We start from the raw sequence: 24,408 nt of genomic DNA, 5'->3' as shown, positions 1-24,408 counted from the left end.
GGTGCGGGGTGTTCGGGTCAGGGCGGGGGGCTACCGGTGGGTGAACTCCGGCGACCGCTTTTCGACGAATGCGGCCATGCCTTCCTTCTGGTCCTCGGTGGCGAAGGTCGAGTGGAATACGCGTCGTTCGAAGCGAATTCCCTCGCTGAGGGTGGTCTCGAAGGACCGGTTGACTGCTTCCTTCGCCATCATCGCGACGGGCAGCGACATCTCGGCGACGGTGGTGGCCGTCTGCAGTGCCTCGTCGAACAGGTCGGCGGCCGGGACGATGCGGGCGACGAGTCCGGCGCGTTCGGCCTCCTCGGCGTCCATGTTCCGGCCGGTGAGACACAGTTCCATCGCCTTGGCCTTGCCGACGGCACGCGTGAGGCGTTGTGAGCCACCGATTCCGGGAATGACGCCGAGTTTGATCTCGGGCTGACCGAACTTGGCGGTGTCGGCGGCGAGCAGGATGTCGCACATCATCGCCAGTTCGCACCCGCCGCCGAGGGCGTATCCCGCGACCGCGGCAACGATGGGTTTACGGGCGGCGGCGATGCGGTCGCCGATGGAGAAGAAGTCGTCGAGGTACACGTCCATGTACGACTTGGTCTGCATCTCCTTGATGTCGGCGCCGGCGGCGAACGCCCGGTCCGACCCGGTGACGAGGATCGCGCCGATGTCGCTGTCGCTGTCGAGTTCCTCGACTGCCGTGACGAGTTCGCGCAGCAGTTGGGAGTTCAACGCGTTCAGCGCTTTCGGGCGGTTGAGGGTGATGATCCCGACCCGGCCCTTGCGGTCGAGGAGGATGGTGTCGTAGTCGGTCACTGCTGATCTCCGGTTGTCGTAGGGGCCGTGAGGCCGAGTTCGAGGTCGCCGAGGGGTGCGAAGAACGTGGCGACGGTGGCGTCGGTCACCTCGTCGATCGTCGCGGGTGACCAGTGCGGGTTGCGGTCCTTGTCGACGACCTGCGCCCGGATCCCCTCGACCAGATCGGCCGAACCCAAACAGGCGACGGACACCCGGAACTCCTCGTTCAGGACCTCCTCGAGGCTGCCCGCGACCCGGGCCCGGCGCAGCGACGCCAACGTGACCGCGCACGCGGTCGGTGACTTCGCCAGCACCTGCTCGGCCGCCTTCGCCGCTTCCGGCACCCCGCTGGCCTGCAGCCGGGCCACGATCTCGGCGACGCTGTCCGCGGAGTACGCGGCGTCGATCCAGTCCTGCTGCGCCAGCAGGTCCGATTCGGGGGCCGGTTCGGTGCACGCGGCCAACGCCTCCTCCACCGACGAAGTCGCCAGGGCCTCGACGAACGCGTCGATTTTCCCGGAGGGGATGTAGTGGTCGGCGAACCCGCACGCGATCGCATCCCCCGCACTGAGCCGTGCCGTGGTGAGCGCGATGTGGGTGCCCAGCTCCCCCGGGGTACGGGCCAGCAGGTAGGTGCCGCCGACGTCGGGGACGAACCCGATCCCGGTCTCGGGCATCCCGATCATCGACCGCTCGGTCACGACCCGCACACTGCCGTGTGCCGACACCCCGACCCCGCCGCCCATCACGATGCCGTCCATGATCGCCACATACGGCTTCGGGTAGTTCGCGATCGCGGCGTTGAGGAGGTACTCGTCGCGCCAGAACTCCCGCGACCCGGTACCCCCTTCCTTGGCGTCGTGGTAGATCGAGACGATGTCCCCGCCGGCGCACAGGCCGCGTTCCCCGGCGCCGGTGATCAGCACCGCCCGCACCTCGTCGTCCCCGGCCCACTCCGCCAGCGCCGGGGCGATCCGCGCCACCATGGTGTGGTTGAGGGCGTTGATCGCCTTCGGCCGGTTCAGCACGATCCGGCCCACACCACCGTGCTTGCCGATCAGAACTTCCGGCTCTGCTGTTGCCGCGTCTGTCATGCCGCTCCCTGCTTCCCGTGTCCCGCCACGATGCTGCGGGCGATGACCACCCGCATGATCTCGTTGCTGCCCTCGAGGATCTGATGCACCCGCAGGTCGCGGACGATCTTCTCGATCCCGTACTCGGCAAGATAGCCGTACCCGCCGTGCAACTGCAGCGCCTTGTTCGCGACCTCGAACCCGGTGTCGGTGGCGAACCGCTTCGCCATCGCACACAACTCCACCACGTCCGGGGCGCCCTCCTCCAGCGCGGCCGCGGCCCGCCACAGCAGGGTGCGGGCGGCCTCGAGTTCGGTGCGCATGTCCGCGAGCTGGAACTGCAACGCCTGCGACTCGAGCAACGAGGACCCGAACGCCTTGCGGTCCGCCAGATACGCGACGGCCTTGTCCAGGGCGGTCTGCGCGCCGCCGACCGAGCAGGCGGCGATGTTCAACCGGCCCCCGTTCAGGCCGGCCATCGCGATCCGGAACCCGCCGCCCTCCGCACCGAGGAGGTTGCCCGCCGGCACCCGCACGTCCTCGAAGATCACCTGCCGGGTCGGCTGGGCATTCCAGCCCATCTTCACCTCGTTCGGCCCGAACGACAGCCCCGCCGAATCCTTCGGCACGATGAACGCCGAAATGCCGCGCGGCCCGCTCTCGCCGGTGCGGGCCATCACCACATACACCTCCGACGTGCCGGCCCCGGAGATGAACTGCTTGACCCCGTTCAAAACGTAGTCGTCGCCGTCGCGGACCGCCCTGGTGCTCAACGCCGCCGCATCCGAGCCGGCACCGGGTTCGGTCAGGCAGTAGCTGCCCAGCTGATCCATCGCACACAAACCCGGCACCCAGGTGTGCCGCTGCTCGTCGGTGCCGAACTTGTCGATCATCCAGGTCACCATGTTGTGGATGGAAATGTAGGCGGCGATCGACGGGCAGCCCTTCGCCAACTGCTCGAAGATCCGGGCCGCATCCACCCGGGTCAGCTCGGAGCCGCCCACATCCTCGCGGATGTAGATCCCGCCCATCCCCAGCGAGGCCGCCTTCCGCAGCACATCCACCGGGAAATGCTTGGTCTGATCCCACTCCACAGCATGCGGCGCCAGATGTTCGGCCGCGAAATCACGGGCCGTGTCACTGATCGCCCGCTCGTCATCGGTCAAGGTGAACATACAAATCGACCCTTTCAGGTTCGGGTAGTTGGAAGTACTATAGTTGGATATCCATGTAAATTGCCAGTGGGATGTGACCCGAAAGTGGTCGTTCATTGGATGCCCGAGTACGAACCACGAGGAGGCTACCGGTGGCCACTACGCAACCACCCCACCCGGCGCCGGCCACGGCGCTGATCGCCGCCGTCCTGCAGACGCAGAAGCTGATCACCAACCACCTCAACTCCGCGTTGCGCCCACTCGGCCTGTCGTTCGCCCGGTACGAGGTTCTGGCCATGATGGTCGCCGAGAACGGCCCACTGCCCATGGTGCGGATCGTCCGTGCCCTGGACCGGCACCCGACCACCATCGGAACGCTCGTCGACGGCCTCGAAGACGCAGGGCTGTGTGTGCGGGCGATCAATCGCTCCGACCGTCGCTCGACCCTGGTCACGGTCACCGACAAGGGCCTCGAGGTCGGGGCGTCGGCGAGCCGAGCCCTCGACGGCGTCGCGCTCGCGGACCCGCAGGACATGCACCGCCTGCACGAGGGTCTGCAACTGTTACTCGCCGCAACCCGGCGGGCATCGACCGCGGCCGCCGAACTGTCGGAGGGCCGGCCGTGATCGACGTACGCAATATTCGCTCGGACGATCTGCGGTACCTGCTCGCCGTGGCGCGCACCGGTCGCCGCCAATCCGCGGCGTTGGACCTGGGTGTCGATCACACCACCGTCTCGAGGCGCGTGCGCGCGCTCGAGAAGGCCCTCGGTGTCCGCCTGCTGCAACGCAGTGCCGACGGTTGGGAGTTGACCGATGTCGGCCGATCGATCGCGGAAAAGGCGCAACGAATCGAGGAAGCCGTTCAGGAAGCGGCCGACGTGGTCCTCGGCATCAGCGAGAATCCGCTGCGGGGAACGGTCCGGATCACCGCCCCGGACGGGTTCGGCTCGTTGTTCGTTGCTCCGGCGCTGGCCAAGCTGAGAATGAATCATCCGCATCTCGTCGTCGAATTAGTCACCGATACACGGCAACTCAATCTCTATCAATCAGGGTTCGACCTGGCCGTCGCGGTGGGGACGCCGATCACCAGTCGGCTGGTCTCCGAACGCGTGTGCCAGTACTCGCTCGGGTTGTACGGCAGCGAACAGTACTTCCGCGACCACGGTGAACCCGGCAGCATCGAGGAGCTGACGACGCACCCGCTGGTCTTCTTCGTCGACTCCCTGCTGCAGGTCGGGGACCTCGACTTGAACCGTCATCTGCCCGGAGTCGCGGCAAAATTCATGTCCACCAACATCTTCGCTCACGTCGCGGCCACCCGGTGCGGCGGCGGCATCGGACTGCTGCCGGCGTTCATGGCCGACCAGCACGCCGATCTGCGCCGGATCCTGCCCGACACCGTCGACGTCCGACTCGCCTTCTCCCTGGCCGCTCGCCGCGAAAGCCTGACCAATCCTGCGGTACAGGCTGTGCGGCAAGCGATCCAGGAAGAGGCTCTCAGTCGTCGAGAAGAACTGGTCCCCACCAGGTAGTTCCGCCGGTCGGCGTCACGCCTGCGCGGGCACCCTGGTGTCGAGCGGATCGGCGGCGTCCACCGCGTCGAGCCAGTCGAGGATCTGTTCGGTGTGCTGTCCGAGCACCGGTGGTGCGGCATGCTCGGTGCGCACCAGCGAGTCGCCGCCTGCCGTTTCCATCCGCAGGGACGGGCCGGGCAACTGCACAGGTCCCACCACCGGGTGCTCGACCTCGAGCAGCAGTCCCTGGCTGCGGGTCTGCTCCCACTCGTAGACCTCGTCGATCGTCCGGATCGATCCCGCGGGAACACCCGCGGCCTCGAGCGCGGCGAGCACATCGACCCGAGTGCGGCCGGCGAAGTCGGCCTCGATGGCGGCGATCAGTGCGTCGCGGGCCGCGACCCGGTCACGGTTGACCGCGAACCGCGGATCGGTGGCCGACAACCCGGCCACCGGGGCGAACTTCGCCCAGATCGCCTCGCTGCCGACCGCGATCTGCACATAACCATCACCACAGCGAAAGCTGCCGTACGGGGCGATCTGCGGATGGTGGTTGCCGGACCGCTGCGCGACCTGACCGCCGACGGTCCACTTCGTGCCCTGAAAGGTGTGCGCACTGACGGCCGCGGCCAACAGCGACGTCCGGACCACCATGCCCTTGCCGGTCTTCTCCCGGGCCGCCAGCGCCGCTGACACCCCGGCAGTCCCGTGGACACCGGCGAGGACGTCCGCCACGGGGACTCCGATCCGCGTCGGTTCCCCGTCGGGGTCACCGGTCACCGACATGAGTCCGGCCTCGCCCTGGGCGATTTGGTCGTAGCCCGCACGCGATCCTTCCGGACCGTCGTGCCCGAACCCGGTGATCGACAACGTGATCAGCCGCGAGTTGAGTTCCTCGAGCACCTCCGGCGAAAACCCGAGGCGATCGAAGGCGCCCGGCCGGAGGTTCTCGATCAGCACGTCCGCCTGCCGGATGAGACGACGCAGCGCGTCCTTGCCGTGCTCGGATTTCAGATCCAGCACGATCGATTCCTTGTTCCGGTTCGCCGACATGAAGTACGACGACTGCGGGTCGTCCTGCGGCCCGACGAACGGCGGCCCCCAGGTGCGGGAGTCGTCGCCGGTGCCCGGCGCTTCGACCTTGATGACGCGGGCGCCGAGGTCGCCGAGCATCATCGCGGCGATCGGTCCGGCCAGTGCCCGCGAAACGTCGAGCACGAGAATGTCGTTGAGAGGTCCGACAGTCATGATGCGTTCCCTCCTCAGAGTGTGCGCAGGCGCACGTTGACCTGCTTGGTCTGGGTGAATCCGGCGATCATGCCCTCGAGGGACACCTCGCGGCCGAGGCCGCTCTGCTTGTATCCGCCGTACGACTGGCCGACCATCTGGCCGCCACCCTGGTTGACCTGCACCCACCCGGTTTCGAGCGCGTGGGCCGTGGACAGGGCCAGGTCGAGGTTGTGCGTCCACACGTACGCGGCCAGGCCGTAGTGCGAGTCGTTGGCCATCGAGATGACGTCGGCGTGGTCGTTCCACGGGATCGCGACCAGGGCGGGTCCGAAGATCTCTTCCCGCGACAGGCGCCAGGTGTTGTCGGCGCCGGAGAACACGGTCGGGCCCATGTAGTAGCCGTCGGTGTTGCCGATCGTGTCGGGGGAGCCGTCGAGGACGGTGGAGACCTTGGTCGAGCTCAGGCCGTCCTCGAGGAATCCGTTCACCGACGCGAACTGCTTGTCGTTGATGATGGCGCCCATGTCCGTCGCCTCGTCCAGCGGGTTACCGACTTTCAGGCCGGCGAGGGTGGTGACGAGTCGGTCGAGGACCTGGTCGTAGATGTCCTGGTGAAGGAACAGGCGGGAGCCGGCGGTGCAGCTCTGGCCCTGCCGGTGCACGCGGGTGGAGAGCAGCAGCTGGTTGATGAAGTCGTCGTCGACGTCGACGTCGGGGAACACGATGGAGGGGTTCTTGCCGCCGAGTTCGAGGGAGACGTGGGCCAGGCGGCCGCCGGCTTCGCGGGCCACGTGGCGGCCGACCTCGGTGGAACCGGTGAACGAGACCTTGTGAACGTCCGGGTGCTGCACGAGCGCCTCACCGGCCACCCGGCCGGAACCGGTGATGACGTTGAGGACACCGGCGGGCAGGTATTCGGCGCAGATCTCGGCGAGCAGCAGGACGCTGAGCGGTGCGGCTTCGGCGGCCTTGACAACGACGGTGTTGCCGGCGACGAGGGCCGCGGGGATCTTGAAGCCGGCGATCATCAGCGGGGAGTTCCAGGGCAGGATGGCGCCGATGACACCGAGCGGCTCCTGCCGGGAGTACTGCAGCTGGTCGTCGCCTGCAGGCAGCACGGTGCCCTTGATCTCACCCGCGACGCCGGCGAAGTAGCGGAACAGGTTCGCCAGGGTGGCGACCTCGGGGCGGGCCTGGGTGCGCAGCGCGTTGCCGGTGTCGAGGGCGGTGAGGCGTGCGAGTTCCTCGGAGCGGGCGTCGATGGCGTCGGCGATCTTCGCCAGGATCCGGGCGCGCGCGGTGAAGTGCTGGGAACGCCACTGCGGGAACGCCTTGTTCGCCGCGCGGACCGCCCGATCGACATCCTCCGTGCTCGACGACGGGACCCGGCCGATCACGTGCTCCCGCAGGACCGGGGTCGTCACGTCCGTCCATTCGCCGGAGCGGGCTTCGACCCAACCACCGTCGACGAACATGGGGTAGTCGCGCGCTTCGGGAATCGCGAGATCGGCGAGTGTGGGCTGAGTGGAGGTCATGTCGGAATCTCCTTGATATACGGATAGCTCGGCTGCGAGTGCAGCGAAGACGGAAGCAATAGGGGCAGTGCTAGGGAGTGGGCGCGACACGTCCGCGCTCGGACAGCGCGTCGATCGCGTGGGCGTAGACGTCGTCGACCTCCCCGTCCGCATCGACCGTCAGCAGCAGTGCCGAGTAGTAGTCGAGCAGCGGGCGGGTCTCGTCGTGATAGACCCGCAGACGTCGACGGATGACGTCCTCGGTGTCGTCGGCGCGTCCGCGGGCCAGCATCCGCCCGACGACCGCATCGTCCGCGATCGAAAAGTCGAGAACAGCGTTGATCTGGATCAGCTGCTCGGCCAGGACTTCGTCGAGGGCGATTGCCTGAGCCACGGTGCGGGGGAAGCCGTCCAGAATGAACCCGGCGGTCGTGTCGCCGTCAGTGAGTCGCTCCACCACCATGCCGATCGTGACGTCGTCCGGCACCAGTTCGCCTGCATCGAGGAACGACTTCGCTCGCAGGCCCAGTTCCGTGCCCTGCGCGATATTGCTGCGGAACAGATCGCCGGTCGAGATGTGGGGGATCTGCAGTTCCGACGAAAGCGACTGCGCCTGAGTTCCTTTACCCGCTCCGGGCGGTCCTGTCAGAATGATGCGCACAACGAATTCCTTTCGCGTCGAGCGGGGATGACGACGGTTATGCTTGCGCGTCGAAGGCGCCGGAACGGATCGCCGTCACGATCGCGGAGAAGTCGCGGCCCGGGCCGTCCTGCGCGACGAACTGTTCGTACAGTTCGGTTGCGCGCCGTCCGAGCGAGGTGTCCACCCCGTTGTCGGTGGCGGCGGCCTGCGCGAGGCGAAGATCCTTGAGCATCAACGCACTCCCGAATCCGCCGGCGTAGTCGCGGTTGGCGGGGCTGGTCGGAACCGGACCGGGGACCGGGCAGTTGGTCGTCAGCGCCCAGCACTGACCGGACGCGGTCGACGAGACGTCGAACAGTGCCTGGTCGGTCAGGCCCAGCTTGGCGCCCAGCGCGAAAGCCTCGCTGACGGCGATCATGGAGATTCCCAGGATCATGTTGTTGCAGATCTTCGCGGCCTGTCCGGCGCCGGCGTCGCCGCATCGGACGATGCGGGACCCCATGGCATCGAGGAACGTGGCAGCCTGGTCCACCGCGTCGGCCGGACCGCCGACCATGAATGTGAGGGTTCCGCCGTCCGCACCGACGGTGCCGCCGGAGACGGGGGCGTCCACTGCACGGTGCCCGGCGGTGACGGCGAGTTCGGCGGCCGCCCGCGCGTCGGCGACGTCGATCGTCGAGCAGTCGAGGAACAGGGTTCCCGCCCGCGCAGCCGGGACCAGGTCGGCGTAGACGTCGAGCACGTGCTTGCCGCTGGGCAGCATCGTGATGATCACGTCGGCCTCCTCGGAGGCGGCGACAGCACTGTCAGCGAAGGCGATTCCGTGTGCTTTCGCCTTCTCCGCGGCCGCCGGGGAGGGATCGAATCCGACGACCGTGTGGCCGGCTCGTGTCAGATTCGTGGCCATTCCCAGGCCCATGTTTCCGAGCCCGAGGAAAGCGATCTTGCTCATCTGTACTCCTTGTGGTTGCCGACGTTCCACGCACGCGCATCGATCCGAGCAACAGGTCGTGGGTGAATCCCGGGAAGCGGGCCGCTGTGCGTCGCTCTCCGCCGGGAACGGTTTCGAGTGTGCCCGCGCGGGGACGATCGCGGAATCACCGAACCTGCAAGGGGGATGTGCAAAATTGCATCGCCGCGGTTGTTCGGGCTTGACATACGTCACATCTTCGCGGAATATTGCCCTGCAACTTAGATCGTTCTAAGTCCGAGGTGCTGGGAACTTGGAACGATCTCAATCACTGGCCTTACGTGGTGGTCGCGTCTCGGATGCGACGGCCCGCGGGATCGGCCGCGCCCTGCGCTCGGATCCCGGCGATAGGAGACAGTTTCATGCGCTCAACAACTGACACCCCTGCCCCGACGTCTGCGCTACCGGCGGATCGTCCCGGACCGCACTCGCGGCGCCTCGGCCTCGTGGTCGTCGTCGCGACGTTCGGCGGCCTGCTCTTCGGATACGACACCGGCGTCATCAACGGTGCGCTCGCGCCGCTGAAGGAAGATCTCGGGTTGTCCTCGTTCACCGAGGGTTTCGTGGTGAGCATCCTGATCATCGGCGCTGCCTTCGGAGCCCTTGCCGGGGGGTACTTCTCGGACCGCTACGGACGCCGCCACAACATCCTGGTCCTCGCGATCGTCTTCGTCGTCGGCACCCTCGGGTGTGTGGTGGCCCCGTCGTGGCAGGTCCTCGCCGTGTTCCGGTTCATCCTCGGGTTGGCGGTCGGCGGGGCCTCCGCGACCGTCCCGGTCTACCTCGCCGAGGTCGCCCCGACCGAGCGTCGCGGCGGAATCGTCTGCCGCAACGAGGTGATGGTCGTCGTCGGCCAACTCGCGGCGTTCGTCGTCAACGCTGTCATCTTCAATGTCTGGGGCGAGAGCGTGGACGGCATCTGGCGGCTGATGCTCCTCGTGGCGGTGCTGCCCGCGATCGCGCTGTTCGTCGGCATGCTGCGGATGCCGGAAAGCCCTCGGTGGCTGGTCTCGCGCGGTCGCGAGAACGACGCCCTCGCGGTGCTGCGGCAGATCCGGTCTCCCGAGCGGGCCGAGGCCGAGATGGACGAAGTCCGCAGGCTCGCCGCCGAGGAGGAGCAGACGAAGACCGCGGGCACCATCGATCTGGGGGTGCGCTGGATCCGCCGGCTCGTCCTGATCGGTGCGGGTCTGGGTATCGCCCAGCAGTTCACCGGCATCAACTCGATCATGTACTACGGCACGCAGTTGCTCGCCGACGCCGGGTTCTCCGCCAGTTCGGCGATCATCGCCAACACGTTCAACGGGGTGTTCAGCGTGATCGGCATGACCATCGGCCTGCTGCTGATGAACAAGATCGACCGCCGGAAGATGCTGATCGCCGGTTTCGTCGCCACGACGACTTTCCATCTGCTGGTCGGCCTCTCGGCGCGATTGCTGCCCGACGGTGACGCCAAGTCGTACCTGATCCTCACGTTCGTCGTGCTGTTCGTGTTCTCGATGCAGGCCACGATCGGCCCGCTGGTGTGGGTCATCCTGTCCGAGATCTTCCCGCTGAAGATCAGGAGTCTGGCCATCGGTGTCAGCGTGTTCGCGCTGTGGATCGCCAATGCCGTGGTGGCGTGGGCATTTCCGCCGGTCGTGCAGGCGCTGGGCATCGCCAACACCTTCTTCGCATTCGCGGTCTTGGGGGTCGGCGCGATCTGGTTCGTGGCCCGCGCGGTTCCCGAAACCCGCGGCACGTCCCTCGAGGAACTCGAGGAACGGTTCAGCCGGCAGTACGCGTGAGACGGGCGGGGGCCGTGGATCCCCGGACCACCAGGTGCGGGGACAGCGAGAACACGCGGGGCTCGGGATCGAGTTCCCTTCCGCCGTCGAGACGTTCGACGACGCTGGTGACCGCGAGCCGGACGAGTTGCTCGGCGTCCTGGCGGACGGTGGTCAGATCGACGTGCGCGAGACGGGCGAGCCGGCTGTCGTCGTATCCGACGATCGAGACCTGCCCGGGGACGTCGACGCCGGATCGGCGCAGTTCGTCGAGGACGCCGACCGCGCACTGGTCGTTGCCCGCGACCACGGCGGTCGGCAGTTCACCGCTGTCGACGAGGGTGCGCGCGGCCGCGGACCCGGACTGTTCGGTGTAGTCGCCGGGCAGGACCCGCGCCTGCTGTTCGAGTCCGTGGGAGCGCATCGCTTCGAGGTAGCCGGCCCGCCGCTCGGCGGCACCGGGGCGGTCGCCGCCGTCGATGTGCACGATGTCGCGGTGACCGAGGGACACGAGGTGATCGACCGCCAGGCGCGCGCCCTCGTCGTCCGCGGTGTGCACGGCGTCGAACTGCGTTCCCTTCGGGGGGCGGCCGATCTCGACCACCGGCAGTTGACTGCCGAAGTCGGTGGCGCCGGCCTCGCTGGCACCGAGAAGGATCACCGCCGCGCATCGGGACGCGGTGAGCGCGTCGAACGCGCGATGCTCGTCCCGGCTGGGGACGACGGCACTGAGCACGACGTTGTAACCGGCGTCCTCGGTGGCGGCGTAGATGCTCTCGATCAGGTCGGCGTGGAACGGGTCGTGCGCGCTGAACATCACCCCGAGCAGGCGACTCTGCCTGCGCCGCAGGGCCTGCGCGGCGACGTCGGGGCGGTACCCGAGTTCCGCCGCGGCGGCGCGCACCCGCTCCCGCGATGCGGCGCTCGGGCCCGGTGCGTCCCGGATGACCAGCGACGCGGTGGCGCGTGAGACGCCCGCGCGCTTGGCGACATCGACCAGCGTCGGCCGTCGTTCGGCGCGGGCCTGCGCCGAACCGGGCTGCGTCTCGGGCGTCGGTACCGGCATGAAACCTCCCAGCGCTGTCCGCGGCAGGAATTTCCCGCCGCAGCGGTTCCCAGTATAGAACGATCTAAATTTCCTCTTGACGGGTGAGACCCAACCCACACATACTGTGAGAACCACGCCGTTTAGAACGATCTAAGTAGGAGAATTCCATGCACTTCGCCCTGATCGGATGCGGGCGCATCGGACGCGTCCACGCCGAGTCGATCGCGCTGCATCCGCGGGCCGAACTCACCCGGGTCTGTGACGCCGTGGAGGCGTCCGCCCGTGAGGTGGCCGACCGGTTCGGCGGTGTTCCCGGCTCCGACGTCGACGCCGTGCTCGCCGACCCGGCCATCGACGCGGTGGTCATCGCGTCGCCCACGCCGACCCACGTCGACCTGCTCGCCAGGGCGGTGGAGGCAGGCAAGGCCGTGCTGTGCGAGAAGCCGATCGACCTCGACCTGGCGCGGGTCGACGACTGCCGCGCGCGCATCGGGGCTGCCGAGTCGAGGGTGATGGTCGGATTCAATCGCCGTTTCGACCCCTCGTTCCGCGCGGTGCGCGAGCGGGTGGCCACCGGGGAGATCGGGCGGCTCGAGCAGCTGATCATCGTCAGCCGGGACCCGGCGCCGTCTCCCGCCGAATACCTCGCCGGCTCGGGAGGGTTGTTCCGCGACATGACGATCCACGACTTCGACATGGCACGATTCTTCCTCGGCGACGTCGTCGAGGTCTCGGCGATGGGCAGCAACCTGGTCGCCGACTACATCGCCGAACTCGGTGACATCGACGGGGCGGTGGTGACGCTGCGCGGCGCAGACGGGACGCTCTGTCACATCACCAACAGCCGCCGCTGCACGTTCGGCTACGACCAGCGCCTCGAGGCCTTCGGGTCGCTCGGGATGCTGTCCGTGGACAACCTGCGCCCGGACGGGGTGCGCGCGTTCACCGCGCAGAGCACCGAGAGCGCGGCGCCCTACCTGGACTTCTTCCTGGACCGCTACACCCCGGCCTACCGTGCCGAGCTCGACCACTTCGTCCAGTCGATTCTCGACGACTCGGCGCCCGAACCCGGCTTCGAGGACGGCCGCGCCGCACTGGTGCTGGCCGACGCGGCCGAGGAGAGCCTGCGGACCGGGCGCGCGGTCGCCGTCGACGCGGCCGCCGCGACCACGGCAGGGGGACGGCGATGACCGCGGTCCGCTGGGGAATGCTCTCGACCGCGGGGATCGGCCGGGTGGCCGCCGCCGCGATCGCGGCCTCGCCGCACGCGGAACTCGTCGCCGTCGGCGGCCGCGACGCCGGCAGGGCACGCCGCTACGCCGACGAGATCGGCGTTCCCACCAGCTTCGGCTCCTACGAGGAACTGCTCGCCTGCGACGACGTCGAGGCCGTGTACATCCCGGTGCCGATCTCGATGCACACCGAGTGGACCGTCAAGGCGCTCGAGGCCGGCAAACACGTGTTGTGCGAGAAGCCGTTCGCCGTCACCGCCGCCGACGCCGAGCGGTGCTTCGATGCCGCCGAGGCCGCCGACCGGTTGTGCATCGAGGGCCTGATGTACCGGCACCACCCGCAGACTCGGCTGGTGCAGCGCCTGATCGTCGACGGCGCGATCGGCCGGCTCGCGCACGTGCGCGCCGCGTTGACCGTGTCGGTCGAGCCCGGAGACATCCGGCGCACCACCGCCCTCGGCGGGGGAGCGTCCCTGGACCTGGGCTGCTACTGCGTCAGCGCGATCCGGCTGCTCGCCGGGCACCCCACCCGGGTGCACGCCGCCCGCGTCCTCGACACCGTCCCCGGCGCCGAAGGCGGCGATCTGCGTCTGGCCGCCACCCTGGAGATGCCTGACGACGTCCTCGCTCAACTCGATGTCGCACTGGACTTCCCGCGCCGCGACGAACTTGAGGTCATCGGCACGAAGGGCAAGATCACCGTCCCCGACCCCTGGCTGTGCCGGCCCGGCTACATCGAACTCGAGGTCGACGGCCACACCCGTCGCCTGGACGTCGACCCCGACGACAAGTACGCGCTCACCCACGCCGAGGACCCGGAGAACACCGACGCGTACCGCATCGAGTTCGACGCCGCCTCCCAGGCCATCCGTCACGGCGAAACCCCGCTCTTCGGCCGCGCCGACGCGATCGATCAGGCGGCCGTCGTGGACGCCGTCCGGCAGGCCGCCGAACTCGGCAGGCCCGTCACCCCCGCCCCGTCCGCCGCAGACCCCGCGCTGACGGCACACTCCTGAGGAGAGATCGAATGACCATGCGTGTCGGAATCGTCGGATGCGGCAACGTCGCCCTGAACTTCCACGTCCCCGCCTACCAGGCCGCCCCGGAACAGTTCACTATCACCGCGCTGGCCGACCCGACGCCCGAGCGGCTCGAACTCGGCCGTGCGAGTAGCGGACTCGCACCGCACCAGGTGCACGCCGACGCCCTCGAACTGCTCGCCCGTGACGACGTCGACGTCGTCGACGTGTGCACCCCGCAGCACCTGCACCGCGACCTGGTGGTCGCCGCAGCCGCCGCCGGCAAGCACATCCTGTGCGAAAAGCCCTTGGCCGCAACCCCTGCCGACGCCGCTGCCATGGTCGAGGCGGCCGACGCCGCCGGCGTCGTGCTCGGGGTGGTGCACAACTACCTGTTCTTCCCCGAGATCGTCGCGGCCCGCACACTCATCGACAGCGGGACGATCGGCGAGGTGCGCAACGTCGTCGTCGACATGCTCGGTGTCGTCGACTCGCCCGGCGCCGCCGGATACCGCCCGCAGTGGCGACACGACCCGGCCGCCGCCGGTGGCGGAGTGCTGATGGACATGCTGCACGGGGTCTACCTCGCCGAGCACCTCGTCGTCGAACCCGTCGAACGGGTCTCGGCGTACGTCGACGCGGCCACCTCCGGCGACGCCGTGGAGGGACTGGCCCTGTGCCGCCTCGAAACCGCGGACCGTGCGGCGCTGGTCAACATCGGCTGGGGTCACGGGCCCGGCGGGATCCGGATCACCGGCAGCAAGGGACGCCTCGTCCTGCGGTACCGCGACGAGGGCACCATGCCCTGGGCGCCGTTCGAATCGATGACCCTCACCACCGAGACCGGCACCGAAACCGTCGACGTCCCCGCCGGTCAGGAACTCGCCCCGCTGATCTCCGCGGCGCTGCACTCGACCGTCGTCGACTTCGCCGACGCCGTGAACTCCGGGCGGGCCCCGGCCGCACCCGGCCGGGACGCGCTGCGCACCCTCGAAGCCACCGTCGCCGCGTATACGTCCGCGGCGCTCGGCACCACCATCGGCCTCCCGCTGCCCGTCGACGGACCCACCCACCGGCGCGGCGTCATCGGGCTCGCCGACCTCGACGTCCCCGAATCGTCCCCAGTTCGTCGCCGGAGCCTGTTCGGCCTCACCCCCGAAGGAGTCTGACATGCAGATCGGTCTGCTCACCGACAGCCTGTCGACGCTGACACGCGCCGAAGCCCTCGACACCGCAGTCGAACTCGGCATCGAGACCGTCGAGATCGGTCTCGGCGGCCCCCACGGCGGATGGTCGCCCGCCCCGCACGCCGACCTCGCGGAACTGCTCGCCGACCCCGGGGCCCGGGCCGGGCTGCGCCGCGACATCGTCTCGCGCGGTCTACGACTCGAAGCCCTCAACGCCGCAGGCAATCCGCTGCACCCGGTGAACGGTGCCGCCGACGACCACATCGTGCGCAGCGCACTGCAATTGGCCGAGGAGTTCGAGGTCGACACCGTGGTGGCGATGTCCGGTCTGCCGGCGGCGCCCGGCGACCGTTTCCCGGCCTGGATCACGACAGTGTGGCCGCCGGAGAATCTGGAACTGCTCGACCACCAGTGGTCGGTCGCCGTCGACTACTGGGGCCGGATCGCCGACGAGGCCCGACGGCGCGGGGTCCGGTTGGCGATCGAGATGCACGCCAACCAACTCGTATACAGCGTGCCGGGACTGCTGCGCCTGCGTGATGCCGTCGGCGACACTCTCGGCGCGAATTTCGATCCGTCCCATCTGATGTGGATGGGAGCCGATCCGATCGCCGCGATCGGCGCGCTCACCGGTGCGATCCACCACGTGCACGCCAAGGACACCCGCATCGAAGACCGTGCCGCCGTCGCGTCACGGCTCGAGACCACCCCCAACGAGCGGACCGGGGAGCGGGCCTGGAACTACGTGGCGGTCGGCACCGGTCATTCCGGGGGAGTCGAATTCTGGGCCGCGTTCGTCGACGCGCTCCGGGACGCGGGCTACTCCGGACCGCTCTCGATCGAGAACGAGGACTACACCCTCGGCCAGCGCGAGTCCGTCGCTCTCGCCGTCGACACCCTCCAACGCGCGCGCAGCGCCGCGACGGTCACCGGGTGATGGCAGAGAAGGTCGGTGACGAGCTGATCGCGTTCGGCCGGACGTGGGCGCCGTTCGGCGGCCCCAGCGCCGAGGACGTGTTCGTCACGTTCGGAATGTCCCGGAACACGTACTACAACAAGCTCGCTCGTGTACTCCGGGCGCGGCCGGAAGCCGACCTGGGCGAGTTGCTCGCTCTGTGTTATCGGCGGGAACCCGCCTCAGCGGCGATCTGACGTTTCGACGTACGACGCCAGGTTGGCCAAAGAGGACGCGATGCCGGCCTCGTGGTCCGTCTGGTCGATGCCGGGTGGCACGTCGGTGGCGGTGACGGTCACCTCGGTTCCGTCACCGGTGGCGGTCAGTTGCCACGTCATCGTCATGGTGCCCGCGAACGACGGGTCGTCGGCCTCGAACACGGCCTGCTGCACCACCCGCTCCGCCGGCACCAGGTCGGCGAACCCGACGTCGACGACATCCGTCGCCGCCGAACTCTTGCCGGGACTGTCGGCGGCATCGAGGTAAGTGAGGACCATCCGGAACCCGCCACCGGGCCGAGGGTCCCACCGCTCGATCCGGCCCCGCATGCCCTCCGGCGGCAACCAGGCCTCGACGGATTCCCGATCGAGCAGGGCGTCAAACACGGTCGTCGGCGATGCCGCGATCACCCGGCTGGCGCGGTCGGTCCTTCCCATGGGCCGAGTCTAGGGCGGGGTACCCGCGAACTCGGCGGTATCGGGTGAGCTGTCCCAAAGGTGACCGACCGCGCGTCTCGAGGCAGACTGCCCGATCCTCGATGCGGCTACCGACGTCACCGGTGCGATCGGCGAGGACCGTCGCGGTTTCCATCAGAGGGTAGATTCACAGTGATGTTGTGACGACGATCTCACGTCGTCGCAGCAAACTCGCAAGACTGTGACTGGTGTGATGGTTGAGGATGGTCGGTTGAAGACACGGCAAGACGACACCATGAAACGTGATCTGAGTGCGGTCGGATTGACGGAGGCTCACGAGATCGGCAGTGGTGGATTCGGAGTGGTCTATCGGTGTCTGCAACCCTCCTTGGACCGAACGGTCGCGGTCAAAGTACTCACCGGTTCGATCGACGACGAGAATCGGGCCCGATTCTTCCGCGAGCAGCGTGCGATGGGTCGCCTGACCGGCCACCCGAACATCGTGAATGTCCTCCAGGTGGGTTCCACATCGAGCGGGCACCCCTTCATCGTCATGCCCTATCACCCGTTGGACTCGTTGGAAACATTGATCCGGGACGACGGTCCACTACGTCCCGATCAGGTGTTGAGAGTCGGGGTCCGAATCGCCGGTGCGGTGGAGACCGCTCATCGGCTCGGGATCCTGCACCGCGATATCAAGCCCAGTAATATCTTGCTTTCGAGCTACGGCGAGCCGGCGCTCACCGACTTCGGAATCGCGCACATCGTGGGCGGGTTCGAGACTGCGAAAGACACGATTACGGCTTCGCCTGCGTTTGCGGCTCCGGAGATCCTCAGAGGTGATCCACCGACCCCGGCGTCGGACATCTACAGCATCGGCGCGACCCTCTTCTGCGCGTTGACAGGCCACGCGGCGTTCGAACGCCGATCAGGAGAGAAGGTCGTGGCGCAATTCGTCCGGATCGCGCGGAATCCTCTTCCCGACCTGCGCGAACACGGAATTCCGGACGATATCGCCGGAGTGATCGAACACGCCATGGCACGCGATCCTCATGACCGTCCCGGCACCGCTGTCGACTTCGGTGACGAACTACGCGCCGTCCAAGCGCGGAACGGCATGGACGTCGATGAGATGGCGCTCCTGGGGGAGCAGCCAGTGGCGCCGCTCGGGCGACGCGATGCCGGTTCGACAGAGTCCGCCGAGGACACAGGCCGCCGAACCGCGCGTCAGAGTCGCGCCGGAAATCTGCCCCTGGAGTTGACCAGCTTCGTCGGCCGCCAGGTCGAGCTGTCCGACGCGAAATCTATGTTCGACACCGCGCGGCTCGTGACGTTGACGGGGATCGGAGGAGTCGGGAAAACACGGCTCGCGCTGCGGCTCGCCGCTGATATGCGGAAGACGTTTCCGCACGGTGTCTGGCTGGCGGAGTTCGGCGAAGTCTTGGATGAGTCCGTCCTCATCGACGTAATCGCCAGAGCCCTCGGTTTGCGAACTGGTCACACGGATCCGATGGACGAGATCGTCCAGTTTCTGATCGATCGGAAGTTGCTGATCGTGCTGGACAACTGCGAGCACGTGATAGCGCCGGTAGCGCGATTTGCAGAGACGATTCTTCGAACCTGCCCCGAGGTCTCGATCCTGACGACGACTCGCGAGCCTCTGAACATTGCCGGTGAGTCCGTCTTGCGGGTGCCATCCCTGAGTACTCCCGCCGTGGACCATGAGCCCGCATTGATGGCATCACCGAACTACGACGCAGTCGCTTTGTTCGAGGAACGTGCCGCCGACGCGGTGCCGGGATTCGAGCTATCCGATGACAACATCGACACCGTTGTGCAAATCTGCCGTCAACTCGACGGCCTGCCCCTACCCCTCGAATTGGCGGCTGCGCAGTTGCGGGCGATGTCCCTCGCGCAGATTGCTCAGCGGCTGACCGACCGATACAAGCTGCTCACCCATGGAAACCGTGCGGCACCGGCTCGTCAGCGCACCCTTCTCCTCTGCGTCGAGTGGAGTTACGACCTGTGTTCGGTGCTGGAACGGCAGATATGGATCAAGCTGTCGGTGTTCGTCGGCATCATCGAACTCGACGCGGCAGAGGGCATCTGCGAGGAGATCGATCGAGACGAGCTGCTCGACGGCATCTTCTCGCTCGTCGACAAGTCGATTCTCATCCGGGAGGAGCACGGAAACGCGGTCGGATTCCGAATGTTGGAGACGATCCGTGAATTCGGGCGAGTGAAAGCCCGCGAATCCGGCGATCACGCGAAACTTCGGCGTCGGCATCATGATTGGTATCGCCAGTTGGTACTCGATGCCGAGAGCGATTGGATCAGCGCCAGGCAACTCGAATGGATCGCCCGACTCGGCCGGGAACAGTCGAATCTTCGTGAGGCGATCGAGTTCGCGGTACTCGAGTCCGACGAACGAATGAACGGGTCCGCGCTCGAGATTACGGCGGCACTGTTTCCGTTCTGGCTTTCCCGCAACCTGCTCAGTGAGGGGAGATTCTGGCTCGATCGCGCCCTGGAAACACGACCTGTGTGCGCGTCGGCAGATCGAGTCAAAGCCCTGTACGCCAACAGTGTGCTCGCTGAACTGCAGGGCGATCTTTCAGCCGGTTCGAACCTTGTCTCCCAGGGGGAGTTGCTGGTCGCCGAGATGTCAGATCCCGTCAGTGATGCCCGAATTGCCCACGCCAGGGGAATTCTCGAGCTCTACAGCGGCAATATGCTGCAGGCGTCCGAGCGGCTCGAAGAAGCTCTCCAGACCTTCGGCGAACATGCGGAGGTCGGGGTGCGTGTATGGATTCTGATGATGCTGGGGCTGGCTTACGAATTGGGTGGCAACAACGAGCGGGCGATCGCGTGCCACAACGAGGTACTCCGCATCACCGAGGCACGCGGCGAATCGGTTTACCGCTCGTACTCGCTGTGGGGTATCGGTATCGCGGTGCTCAGGCAAGGAGATGCCGTTCGCGCAGAGCAATACATGCGCGAGTGCCTGGAGTTCTGCCGTCTGATCGACGAGCCGCTCGTCACAGCGTTGTGTCTGGAAGTTCTGGCGTGGACTTCTGGTCGGAACAGCGACTTCGACCGAGCCGCCTTGCTGTTGGGCGCGGCGGAGTCGCTTGGATCTGCAGTGGGAAGCTCGCCTCTACTGTTCGAGGAACTTCGCAGTCACCACACCGAGTGCGAGGCATCGACTCGCAGCAGCCTGGGTGAACGAGGTTTTCGATCGCGGCACCGCAAAGGCTCGCGGTTGGGTGCGAAGGAAGCCATCAAGCTGGCTCTCATCGAGTCCTAGACGATCTCGCCCGGGCCGATTACTGGCCGTACATCTCCCAGGTCAAGGCCTGGTTCATCACCTGAGGGTGCTTTCGCTCGAAGAAGGCGCGAGTGTCGCGCATGTGCTCGCTCATGGCATCCCGTGCGCGGTCACCGTCTCCGTCTTCGATTGCTTCGCAAATCTCATCGTGAATCACCGCAACCTGCTTGCGTGAGGCCTTGCTGTACACAACACCCAGGCGTGCGCCGTCGATGATCCAGTCGAGCGAATTGAGGAAGTAGGAGATCAGCGGATTCCGTGCTCCCTCGGCGATCAACTCGTGGAACCTGTGGTTCTCGTAGAGAAACGAATCTTCGTCGGAGAGGTTCGCGCGCATGGCGTCGACCGATTGGCGGAGTCCGTCGATGACCCGATCATCACCGTTCTGCGCGCAGAGGGAAGCAGCGATGGGCTCGATGTATTCACGGGTCTCCAACACGGATCGAAAAGGAGTGTCCGAGAACTGCATCAAGAGGGCAAGCGTGCTCGCCAGGTGCCGTGAGTCCGGCAGCCCTACGGTGGGCCCGCCTCCTCGGCCCGGGCGGATCACAATCACGCCCTGCTGCTCCAGCACACGTAGTGCCTCACGAAGAGTGCTTCTCGCGACGCCGAAAGTTTCGTACATGTCCGATTCGACCGGCAGGGGGTCGCCTGGCTTCAGGCCTTGTTCCTGAATCATGTGCACGATGCGCTGAGCGACCATCTCGGCGCGTTTGAGGGGCATCGCGGGAAGGCGTGTCAGTGGGGTGACGTCCCGGAACATTGGCAGGATCTGGGTGACGGTCTCGCCTGTTGTAGGCGGGCGAGCGGAGCGTGTGCGACTACTGGCCGTAGCCGACCCCGTCACCTTTTTACCTGGCATATGTTCATCATACATTCGGGACCCCTCTCTCATGGGTGCTGCCCCGGCGTCGAGTCCGCCGCCGCCGAGGGTGCCGGCTGAACGTTGATCCCGACCGGGAGTTGACGGAGTGCCTTTTTGGCAGTAAACATAATTATGTTATGCATCTAATGCTGTGTTCCGGCTAGTTGGTACCCGAGACCGGCATCTGCCGAGGCGTGATCAGAACCGACACGGAATCGCTGTCGAGATCGAAGGGAGTTGGCATGCGAACTTATCGGCCGCATCCGCAACAATCGGGGCGGGCCTGGGAGGTCGCCGATGTGAAGGTGCTGCAACCGCTGCTCCTCGCAGGCACTCATGCTGTGGTGACAGGCGCCGGAAGCGGTATCGGGCAGGAAATTTGCGTTCGTCTGGTCGAGCTCGGGGCGACGGTGACGGGGATCGGTCGTAACGAGTCCGCGCTGCAGCGGACGGCGGAGCTTGTGGGAAGTGAACAGGGCAGCTTCCGGTGGTTCTCGGCCGATGTTCGAGACTGCGCGCAGGTTCGATCCATCATCTCCGAGGCGTCGGCCGAGTTGGGCATCGATCTTCTCGTCAACAACGCGGGCGGACAGTTCTACGCTGAGGCAGACCAGATCTCCGACAACGGATTCCGCGCCGTGGTCGACCTGAACCTCAATGCGGTATTCACCGTCATCTCCGAAGCCAAGCAGTTCCTGGCCCGGCGAGGCGGCAGCATCGTGAACATCTCCCTGTCGGGTGTCGAGCGGGGGAGCGTGGGCCTCGCGCACTCGCTGGCGGCCCGCGCGGGCGTGCTGGCGATGACGAAGACACTGGCACTGGAGTGGGCTCATCTCGGCATTCGTGTCAATTGCCTAGCGCCGGGGGTAGTGATTTCCGACTCGCTGCCCGACGATATTGCGTCATCCCTACGGGATCACGTCGTTCCCGAGTCGGTGCCGGCAGGCAGGCCCACCCCGACCGCGGACGTCGCCGAATTCGTCGCGTTCATCGCGTCGCCGGCGGGTCGGATGATCACTGGGCAACTGTTGCAGATCGACGGCGCCGCGCATCTCGGACGCGGTTTGCACATGGTCGACGAATGGCCGCCGGCGGAGGAGAGTTGCGACGAATCGCGACGATGACATCCTCGCATTCGCCGTCAGGTGGTGTTGCCCCCGCTGAGTCAAAAGAACCGGTTGTGCCGAAAGCGATTCGGCACAACCGGTTTTCGACGGTCGTCTACCCGATGATGTCTGATACTCCCGGCACCGGACGTCCCTCGGTGATCAAACTCCATGCCTGATCCCGTCCTGCGTCGACCGCGGTTCGGGTGAGCAACTGATCCCACTGCGAAACGGATCCGAACTCCGAGCGCCATGCGAGCACAGGCAGGGTGTACCGGTGGAGTTCGTGCTCATGTGTCGTGCCAATGGCGCCGTGGACCTGATGGGCACTGCGGACCACTGTCGAGGCGGCATGACCGGCGCAGGACTTGGCAACCGCGACGCCGAAGGCAGCGCCGGATGTGTTCCAACCCTCTCGCTCGACTCGGGCGACCGCCGAGTCTGCGGCGGCGCGAGCGAGCGCGGTCTCGGAGGCGATTTCGGTGACCAGGCGTTGTACTGCCTGGAATTTGGCCAGCGGCCGACCGAACTGGACGCGGCTGGACGCGTGCTCTATCGACAACTCGACGATCCGTTCCATCGCCGCGCACGTTTGCAAGACGCGGGCGAGGGCCCCTCGCAGGATATAGGTCTCGGCGACGTGGTGCGGGACTGTGGTCCAGTGCGCATTGTCGACGTCGATTGTGACGCGGTCCCGCGGCTCGCCGGCAACATTCTGCGCCGTGGTGATGGTCGCCCGTTCTCTGGCGATGTCGGAGACCATCCACGATGATTCGGTGCGGCGAAGAGCCACCAGAAATTCGGCGTCGCGTGCCCACGGCACCACACTCGCCTCCCGTGGGTCGGTGAGCAGGAGGGCTGTTCGCAAGCGACCGTCCATGGGAAGGCCCGCCGTCTCGAGAAGCCATCCGGCCAACAGGTCATGTTCGGCAATGGGGACGTGGACGGCCGCTGCGGCGGCGGCGGCGAGCAGCACCGCGGAGGCGTGCCAGTCAGCACCGCTGCCACCATGGGATTCGCCCCCGGTCAGCCGCGCGAGACCGAGATCGCCGAGTACCGCCCACAGCTTGGGATCGAATGCTGCGGCGTCTCCCGGGTGCGGAAGGGCAGTGCGATGGGTCGCGAAGACCGATTCCATCATCTCGACGAGATCCGGATCGACCGTCGTATGTGTGTTCATCAGCGCAGTCCTAGTTCTCGTGCGACAACACCCTCGAGGATTTCATTGGTGCCGCCCCGCAGGGTGAAGCCGGGTCGTTGGACGATCGCTTGGTCGACGAGGCCGGTGAAGAGGTCGGCGTCGAGGCCGCGGGCGTCGCGATTCATGAGGACATCCGCGTAGTCGGCGATGTCGCCTTCGGTGGCGGTGCCCAGCAGTTTGACGGCGGCGGCCGCGCTGTCTGCGGGCTCGCCGCGGTGCAGGGCGCCCGCGACGGCGGAGGACATCTGGTGCAGTCCTGCAATTCGGGCAGTGAGGCGACCCAGGTCGCCGTCGCCCCGAATTCGTTCGGTGCGGACCTGTTCCACCGTTTCGGCGAGTAGGGCGAAGGTCGACAGAAAGCGTTCCGGACCGCTGCGCTCGTAGGCGAGTTCGGACGTCACTTGCCGCCAGCCGTCACCGATCCGGCCGAGTACCATCTCGTCGGGAACGAAAACATCCTCGAGTATCACCTCGTTGAAGTGATGGCTTCCCCCCATCGAGATGATCGGCCTGATGTCGACTCCCGGTGACCTCAGCTCGATGATGAGTTGGCTGAGGCCGGCGTGCCGGGCGTCCGGGTCCTTCGGTGATGTCCGGACGAGAGCGATGAACGCGTCCGCGCGGTGAGCGCCGGACGTCCACACCTTGGTTCCGGTGACTCTCCAGCCGCCCTCGACACGAACGGCTTTCGTGCGAACGCTCGCCAGATCCGATCCGGAGTCGGGTTCACTCATGCCGATGCCGAAGAAGCACTCGCCCCTCGTGATGGCAGGGAGGAACCGGTGCTTCTGCTGTTCGGTGCCGAATTTCAACAGTGATGGAGCGATCTGCCGGTCCGCGATCCAGTGGGCCGCGACCGGGGCGCCTGCGGCCAGAAGTTCCTCGGTCACGGCGAATCGCTCCAGGTGCGACCGTCCGTGTCCCCCGTATTCGGTGGGAATGGCCATGCCGATCCATCCGCGTTCGGCCAGCAAGCGCGTGAACGCGGGGTTCCACCCGGTGAGCCAGGTGTCGACTCCCGGTGTGAATACTGCGTCGTCGAGACACTCGCGGAGGAAGCCACGCACCTCGGCGCGAAGCGCATCGTATTCGCTCGGATCGTCGACGGCGGGCGGGATCAGTCGAGTCTTGCTCACCGGGAGCTCCTTCCAGAACAGGCGCGACGCACACGGCGCCG

22 protein-coding genes are annotated in these 24,408 nt (G+C 66.8%); 10 read left to right on the top strand and 12 right to left on the bottom strand.

From position 1 onward, the window contains the following. Nucleotides 1–30: 30 nt before the first annotated feature. Genes JWS13_RS19890 through JWS13_RS19880 form a run of 3 tightly spaced genes read right to left on the bottom strand, consistent with a single transcriptional unit; the run spans nucleotide 31 to nucleotide 3,037 of the window. On the bottom strand, nucleotides 31–807 hold the full coding sequence (locus tag JWS13_RS19890; RefSeq protein ID WP_206007150.1) for an enoyl-CoA hydratase: 777 nt from the start codon (nucleotides 805–807) through the stop codon (nucleotides 31–33). Next, nucleotides 804–1,883 carry an enoyl-CoA hydratase/isomerase family protein gene (locus JWS13_RS19885; protein ID WP_206007149.1) on the bottom strand — a complete coding sequence of 360 codons (1,080 nt, stop codon included), beginning with the start codon at nucleotides 1,881–1,883 and terminating at the stop codon, nucleotides 804–806. The genes JWS13_RS19890 and JWS13_RS19885 overlap by 4 nt, the downstream gene beginning before the upstream one ends. Next, nucleotides 1,880–3,037, bottom strand: coding sequence for an isobutyryl-CoA dehydrogenase (locus tag JWS13_RS19880; RefSeq protein ID WP_206007148.1), 1,158 nt, complete (start codon nucleotides 3,035–3,037; stop codon nucleotides 1,880–1,882). The genes JWS13_RS19885 and JWS13_RS19880 overlap by 4 nt, the downstream gene beginning before the upstream one ends. 131 nt (nucleotides 3,038–3,168) lie before the next feature. Between JWS13_RS19880 and JWS13_RS19875 the strand changes: the two genes are divergently transcribed. Further along, on the top strand, nucleotides 3,169–3,642 hold the full coding sequence (locus JWS13_RS19875) for a MarR family winged helix-turn-helix transcriptional regulator (RefSeq protein ID WP_206007147.1): 474 nt from the start codon (nucleotides 3,169–3,171) through the stop codon (nucleotides 3,640–3,642). Then, complete coding sequence (locus JWS13_RS19870) at nucleotides 3,639–4,550, top strand: LysR family transcriptional regulator (protein WP_206007146.1); 912 nt, start codon at nucleotides 3,639–3,641, stop codon at nucleotides 4,548–4,550. Before JWS13_RS19875 ends, JWS13_RS19870 begins: the two co-directional genes overlap by 4 nt. A 15-nt stretch (nucleotides 4,551–4,565) precedes the next feature. Here the strand turns inward: JWS13_RS19870 and JWS13_RS19865 are convergent, their stop codons facing one another. The 4 genes from JWS13_RS19865 to mmsB all read right to left on the bottom strand — a co-directional run bounded on the left by JWS13_RS19865 (nucleotide 4,566) and on the right by mmsB (nucleotide 8,901). Then, the gene (locus JWS13_RS19865) at nucleotides 4,566–5,780 is read right to left on the bottom strand and encodes a CaiB/BaiF CoA transferase family protein (protein WP_206007145.1); all 1,215 of its coding nucleotides are present in this window, start codon (nucleotides 5,778–5,780) and stop codon (nucleotides 4,566–4,568) included. Between the two features lie 14 nt (nucleotides 5,781–5,794). Next, nucleotides 5,795–7,297 carry an aldehyde dehydrogenase family protein gene (locus tag JWS13_RS19860; protein WP_206007144.1) on the bottom strand — a complete coding sequence of 501 codons (1,503 nt, stop codon included), beginning with the start codon at nucleotides 7,295–7,297 and terminating at the stop codon, nucleotides 5,795–5,797. A 70-nt stretch (nucleotides 7,298–7,367) separates the two neighbouring features. Further along, nucleotides 7,368–7,937 carry an adenylate kinase gene (locus JWS13_RS19855; RefSeq protein ID WP_206007143.1) on the bottom strand — a complete coding sequence of 190 codons (570 nt, stop codon included), beginning with the start codon at nucleotides 7,935–7,937 and terminating at the stop codon, nucleotides 7,368–7,370. 37 nt (nucleotides 7,938–7,974) lie between these two features. Then, nucleotides 7,975–8,901, bottom strand: a complete 927-nt coding sequence (mmsB, locus tag JWS13_RS19850) for a 3-hydroxyisobutyrate dehydrogenase (RefSeq protein WP_338050667.1) — start codon at nucleotides 8,899–8,901, stop codon at nucleotides 7,975–7,977. Between the two features lie 350 nt (nucleotides 8,902–9,251). On the opposite strand from mmsB, the gene JWS13_RS19845 reads away from it, so the two are divergent. Further along, on the top strand, nucleotides 9,252–10,676 hold the full coding sequence (locus JWS13_RS19845) for a sugar porter family MFS transporter (protein ID WP_206007141.1): 1,425 nt from the start codon (nucleotides 9,252–9,254) through the stop codon (nucleotides 10,674–10,676). Here JWS13_RS19845 and JWS13_RS19840 read toward each other — a convergent pair. After that, a complete protein-coding gene (locus JWS13_RS19840) occupies nucleotides 10,657–11,721 on the bottom strand; it encodes a LacI family DNA-binding transcriptional regulator (RefSeq protein ID WP_241032250.1) in 1,065 nt (354 codons plus the stop codon). The genes JWS13_RS19845 and JWS13_RS19840 overlap by 20 nt on opposite strands. 149 nt (nucleotides 11,722–11,870) lie before the next feature. Between JWS13_RS19840 and iolG the strand changes: the two genes are divergently transcribed. The 5 genes from iolG to JWS13_RS19815 are packed head-to-tail and all read left to right on the top strand — an operon-like array spanning nucleotide 11,871 to nucleotide 16,293. Then, nucleotides 11,871–12,893, top strand: coding sequence for an inositol 2-dehydrogenase (gene iolG, locus JWS13_RS19835; protein ID WP_206007140.1), 1,023 nt, complete (start codon nucleotides 11,871–11,873; stop codon nucleotides 12,891–12,893). After that, a complete protein-coding gene (locus tag JWS13_RS19830) occupies nucleotides 12,890–13,951 on the top strand; it encodes a Gfo/Idh/MocA family protein (RefSeq protein ID WP_206007139.1) in 1,062 nt (353 codons plus the stop codon). Before iolG ends, JWS13_RS19830 begins: the two co-directional genes overlap by 4 nt. 11 nt (nucleotides 13,952–13,962) lie before the next feature. Then, a complete protein-coding gene (locus JWS13_RS19825; RefSeq protein ID WP_206007138.1) occupies nucleotides 13,963–15,123 on the top strand; it encodes a Gfo/Idh/MocA family protein in 1,161 nt (386 codons plus the stop codon). Nucleotide 15,124: 1 nt separating this feature from the next. Next, nucleotides 15,125–16,078: a sugar phosphate isomerase/epimerase family protein gene (locus JWS13_RS19820; protein ID WP_206007137.1), complete on the top strand. Its 954-nt coding sequence runs from the start codon at nucleotides 15,125–15,127 to the stop codon at nucleotides 16,076–16,078. Then, nucleotides 16,078–16,293 carry a hypothetical protein gene (locus tag JWS13_RS19815; RefSeq protein WP_206007136.1) on the top strand — a complete coding sequence of 72 codons (216 nt, stop codon included), beginning with the start codon at nucleotides 16,078–16,080 and terminating at the stop codon, nucleotides 16,291–16,293. Before JWS13_RS19820 ends, JWS13_RS19815 begins: the two co-directional genes overlap by 1 nt. Here JWS13_RS19815 and JWS13_RS19810 read toward each other — a convergent pair. Then, a complete protein-coding gene (locus tag JWS13_RS19810) occupies nucleotides 16,279–16,752 on the bottom strand; it encodes an SRPBCC family protein (protein WP_206007135.1) in 474 nt (157 codons plus the stop codon). The two genes, JWS13_RS19815 and JWS13_RS19810, sit on opposite strands and share 15 nt — an antisense overlap. Before the next feature lie 220 nt (nucleotides 16,753–16,972). Between JWS13_RS19810 and JWS13_RS46090 the strand changes: the two genes are divergently transcribed. After that, entirely contained in the window at nucleotides 16,973–20,038 is a 3,066-nt protein-coding gene (locus JWS13_RS46090) for a protein kinase domain-containing protein (RefSeq protein ID WP_206007134.1), read from the top strand. Between the two features lie 19 nt (nucleotides 20,039–20,057). Here JWS13_RS46090 and JWS13_RS19800 read toward each other — a convergent pair whose 3' ends face one another. Next, nucleotides 20,058–20,921 carry a FadR/GntR family transcriptional regulator gene (locus JWS13_RS19800; protein ID WP_206007133.1) on the bottom strand — a complete coding sequence of 288 codons (864 nt, stop codon included), beginning with the start codon at nucleotides 20,919–20,921 and terminating at the stop codon, nucleotides 20,058–20,060. Nucleotides 20,922–21,166: 245 nt separating this feature from the next. Here JWS13_RS19800 and JWS13_RS19795 point away from each other — a divergent pair, with 245 nt between their 5' ends. Beyond that, entirely contained in the window at nucleotides 21,167–22,048 is an 882-nt protein-coding gene (locus JWS13_RS19795) for an SDR family NAD(P)-dependent oxidoreductase (protein ID WP_206007132.1), read from the top strand. Nucleotides 22,049–22,145: 97 nt separating this feature from the next. Here JWS13_RS19795 and JWS13_RS19790 read toward each other — a convergent pair whose 3' ends face one another. Continuing rightward, complete coding sequence (locus JWS13_RS19790; protein WP_206007131.1) at nucleotides 22,146–23,210, bottom strand: acyl-CoA dehydrogenase family protein; 1,065 nt, start codon at nucleotides 23,208–23,210, stop codon at nucleotides 22,146–22,148. Then, nucleotides 23,210–24,367, bottom strand: a complete 1,158-nt coding sequence (locus tag JWS13_RS19785) for an acyl-CoA dehydrogenase family protein (protein ID WP_206007130.1) — start codon at nucleotides 24,365–24,367, stop codon at nucleotides 23,210–23,212. Before JWS13_RS19785 ends, JWS13_RS19790 begins: the two co-directional genes overlap by 1 nt. Between the last annotated feature and the right edge of the window lie 41 nt (nucleotides 24,368–24,408).

It is taken from the genome of Rhodococcus pseudokoreensis, from assembly GCF_017068395.1.
In the GTDB taxonomy this organism is placed as follows: Bacteria; Actinomycetota; Actinomycetes; order Mycobacteriales; family Mycobacteriaceae; genus Rhodococcus_F; species Rhodococcus_F pseudokoreensis.
This window is presented reverse-complemented; position numbering and strand designations above follow the sequence as displayed.